The following is a 4,225-nucleotide window of genomic DNA, read 5'->3' as shown; positions in this document are numbered from 1 at the left end:
CAGCTCACGCGCATACTCAAGAAGCCCCGCAATCATCGGCTGCGACAGCCTGCGTCCGACCACACCCGGACGCAGCGCAATCGCTACTTCAGGAATCCCATTTTCCACAAAACCGTACCCCGGATCGTCCTTCGTAAACGTACGCAGCCAGGCCGCCCCCACCGGCACTTCATAGCCCTCGCATTCTTCGCTTGACGACGAATCCCCGCGCTCCAACCATTCCGCCTTAATGGCGGCCGCGCTGTAGGCGACCTCGCGGGAAACTCTCGGCTCAAATGGGTCAGTGCGGGTCATGTCGCTACTGAGCGACTCGAGGTCAGCGTCGTCAAGCGAAGTGGCGAAAAGGATAACCCCGCCCTGACTCGCATCCCATTGGTCGACGTATTGGCGCCTCGTGACTACATAATCTTCCGGCAGTGGCTGACTTTCATCTCCGAACGTTTCCGTTAGTTCGTCCATCCAGGCAATGAAGGGGCGGTCGGAGTCTGTCGCTGGTCGCCACTGAAAGTTAGTCATATTTGCGCACTATACCGGCGCACCCCAGGCCGACCGGAATGCAACAAGCCCACGCGATCGGCCGCAAGGGACATAAGCCCGGACAACAAAAGCACAAAAAAGGGGCAGTTCAGGAGAAAAATCTCCCAAACCGCCCCAACAAACGGACAGCCTGCTGAACAGGTATCGCCCTGAGGATTGGGCGCCCTAGACCCGGGCTACGCCGTCCTCGCCATAGCCGACAACCTTCAGCGACTCCCCATCGTCAGCAACCGTAACCTCTACTCGGTCACCATCGCGAACATCGCCCGCGAGCAGTCGACGTGCCAGCTCATCGCCGATTGCCTTCTGCACCAGGCGACGCAGCGGACGGGCACCATAGGCCGGGTCGTAGCCGCGCTCCGACAGCCAATCCAGTGCCCCATCGGAGACATCCAGCACCAGACGACGTGCAGCCAGACGCTCCGCCAGGTTGCGAACCTGAATGTCCACAATGCCGCGCAGCTGCTCGGAGGTCAGCGGATCGAAGATCACTACATCGTCGAGACGGTTGATGAACTCCGGCTTGAAGGCCATCTTGACCGCATCCATGATCTGTTCATGCGTACCACCAGCACCGAGGTTGGAGGTGAGAATCAGAATCGTGTTTCGGAAGTCCACGGTTCGACCCTGACCATCAGTCAGGCGCCCCTCATCGAGCACCTGCAGGAGCACATCGAACACGTCCGGGTGAGCCTTCTCAACCTCGTCGAAAAGCACGACGGTGTACGGACGGCGACGAACAGCCTCGGTGAGCTGACCGCCAGCGTCGTAGCCGACGTATCCGGGAGGGGCACCAATCAGACGAGCGACAGAGTGCTTCTCGCCGTACTCGGACATATCGATGCGAACCATCGCACGCTCATCGTCGAAGAGGAACTCCGCCAGCGCCTTGGCCAGCTCCGTCTTACCAACGCCAGTTGGACCGAGGAACAGGAAGGAACCAGTCGGACGGTTCGGATCGGCAACACCCGCACGCGAACGGCGGACAGCATCGGAGACAGCCTCCACAGCGGCATTCTGACCAACGACGCGACGGCCGAGGTTGCGCTCCATTTCCAGTAGCTTCTCGGTTTCGCCCTGCATCATCTTGCCAGCCGGGATACCCGTCCAGGCGGAGACGACCTCAGCGACTTCCTGAGGCGTGACCTCCTCCTTGAGCATGGAGTTTTCCTCTGCGTCAGCGACCGATTCCTCGGCGGTCTCCAGCTTCTTCTCCAACTCAGGAATGCGCCCGTAACGCAGCTCTGCGACGCGCCCGTAGTCACCTTCGCGCTCAGCCTTTTCGGACTCAGTGCGCAGGGCATCGAGCTCTTCGCGAACGGAGCGAACATCATCAATCGAGGACTTCTCGTTCTGCCAGCGAGTCTTCAGAGCGTTGAGCTTCTCACGCTCATCTGCAAGTTCCTCACGGAGCTTGTCCAGACGCTCCTTCGACGCGATGTCAGTTTCCTTCTCCAGGGCCATTTCCTCGATTTCGAGGCGGCGCACAATACGTTCCGCGGAGTCGATTTCCTCCGGCGAGGAGTCAATCTCCATACGCAAACGCGATGCGGCCTCATCCACCAGGTCGATAGCCTTATCCGGCAGGAAGCGGGATGTGATGTAGCGATCCGACAGCGTTGCTGCCGCGACTAGCGCGGAGTCCTGGATACGAACACCGTGGTGGACCTCGTAGCGTTCCTTCAGGCCACGCAGAATGCCAATGGCGTCCTCAACGCTCGGCTCACCGACAAAGACCTGCTGGAAACGACGCTCCAGCGCAGCATCCTTCTCGATGTACTTGCGGTACTCATCCAGAGTCGTCGCACCGACCAGGCGCAACTCACCACGAGCCAGCATCGGCTTAATCATATTGCCCGCATCCATCGAGCCATCACCTGTGGCACCAGCGCCAACGATGGTGTGAATCTCGTCGATGAAGGTAATAATCTGACCGTCGGATTCCTTAATCTCGTCCAGAACCGCCTTCAGGCGCTCCTCGAACTCACCGCGGTACTTCGCACCGGCGACCATGGAACCTAGATCCAGGCTCATCAGCGTCTTGCCCTTCAGGGATTCCGGCACGTCACCTGCAACAATGCGGCGTGCGAGCCCTTCTACAATGGCCGTCTTACCAACGCCCGGCTCACCAATGAGCACAGGGTTGTTCTTGGTGCGACGACTTAGGACCTGAACCACGCGACGAATCTCCGCATCGCGGCCAATAACTGGGTCAATCTTGCCCTCACGTGCCCGCGCGGTTAAGTCCGTCGCATACTTTTCCAGAGCCTGGTACTGCTCTTCTGGATTTTCCGTTGTAACCTTCCTCAATCCACGCACGCTAGTCAGCGCGCCCTTTAATGCCTCGGCAGTAGCGCCCGCCGACTGCAGCACAGTTGCCGCCTCCGACTGGCCAGTTGCTACACCGATAAGCAGAATTTCCGTGGAGACATACTCGTCTCCAAGCTCGCCCGCCAGCTCCTCGGCAGCGTTCAGTGCATTAACGGCATCCCTATTAAACTGCGGGTTCGCCATATTCGCCCCGCTTGCCGACGGGTACCCCGCGACCAGCTCCTTAGCGCGGGTCAAAACCCCGGAAGGATTAACACCCGCTGCCTCAAGCAGCGGAGCCGCAATACCCTCCTTTTGCTCCAGCAGCGCTACCAGAATGTGCCCAGGCCGAATATCCGGGTTACCCGCACTGGTCGCGGCCTTCATAGCTTCCTGGAGAACTTCTCCAGTCTTAGTTGTTGGTGTAAAACTCATAACTTGCGCCCCTTTGACTCAACTTTGTCATTCACTACCCATAACGTATTTAGCCTTGAGTCTGTTCCACTCAACTTCAAATTTTACAATTTCATACTGTGATTCACGCCACATCCACAGCGAAAAGGATTGCGCTCGGCAGCGTCGTTAAGCGCAGTAGCGCACCGGAAAGCACTAGAAAACATTGGAGAGCTCCAGAAACCACGCGCGGACGCACTCCAATACACCGTCCGACGCCCTCACCAGCGCACTCCCGCCTGCTTCGACTTCCCCCATGTGAGTGATGGGCGGGCAGCGCACTCATACTGTTTTGGTTACCCTGGTAGATGACATTCCTTCATTCTCACGAAAGGACTCGAATGAACATCGAGCAGGCACGTCAGATGACTGAGGGCAAGGGCTTCATCGCCGCTCTCGACCAGTCCGGTGGATCCACCCCGAAGGCTCTGCGCCTGTACGGCATCAACGAGGACCAGTACTCGAACGAAGATGAAATGTTCGACCTGGTTCACGAGATGCGTACCCGCATCATCACTTCCCCGTCCTTCAACTCTGAGCAGATTATTGGCGCGATTCTCTTCGAGCAGACCATGGATCGCGACATTGAGGGAATCCCGACCGCTCAGTACCTGTGGGAAAAGAAGGGCATTGTCCCGTTCCTGAAGACTGACAAGGGTCTCGCCGACAAGGAGAACGGCGTTCAGCTTATGAAGCCGTGCCCGGGTCTGGATGAGCTGCTGGAGCGCGGTGTCGCTAAGGGCATCTTCGGCACCAAGATGCGTTCCTTCATTGCTGAGGCAAACGAAGAGGGCATCAAGGCCAACATTGCTCAGCAGTTCGAGTTCGGCAAGCAGGTTCTGTCCCACGGTCTGGTTCCGATTCTGGAGCCGGAGGTCGACATCAACGCTGCTGACAAGGCAGAGGCTGAGGACATTGTCCTGCG

Annotated in this window: 3 protein-coding genes; 1 reads left to right on the top strand and 2 read right to left on the bottom strand. The window is 58.4% G+C overall.

Annotated features, from left to right (window positions below; all coding sequences use genetic code 11):
- Positions 1 to 516, bottom strand: a 516-nt coding sequence (locus HMPREF3011_RS00245) for an N-acetyltransferase (RefSeq protein WP_070840958.1), incomplete at its 3' end; no start/stop codon positions are given.
- 186 nt (positions 517 to 702) lie between these two features.
- Positions 703 to 3,282, bottom strand: coding sequence for an ATP-dependent chaperone ClpB (gene clpB, locus HMPREF3011_RS00240; protein ID WP_070840957.1), 2,580 nt, complete (start codon positions 3,280 to 3,282; stop codon positions 703 to 705).
- 359 nt (positions 3,283 to 3,641) lie between these two features.
- On the opposite strand from clpB, the gene HMPREF3011_RS11175 reads away from it, so the two are divergent.
- On the top strand, positions 3,642 to 4,225 hold a 584-nt coding region (locus HMPREF3011_RS11175; RefSeq protein ID WP_070840956.1), incomplete at its 3' end, for a class I fructose-bisphosphate aldolase.

Source organism: Corynebacterium sp. HMSC074C04, from assembly GCF_001838295.1.
In the GTDB taxonomy this organism is placed as follows: Bacteria; Actinomycetota; Actinomycetes; order Mycobacteriales; family Mycobacteriaceae; genus Corynebacterium; species Corynebacterium amycolatum.
The sequence above is the reverse complement of the archived record's forward strand: the minus strand, read 5'-3'. Positions and strand labels throughout refer to the sequence as shown.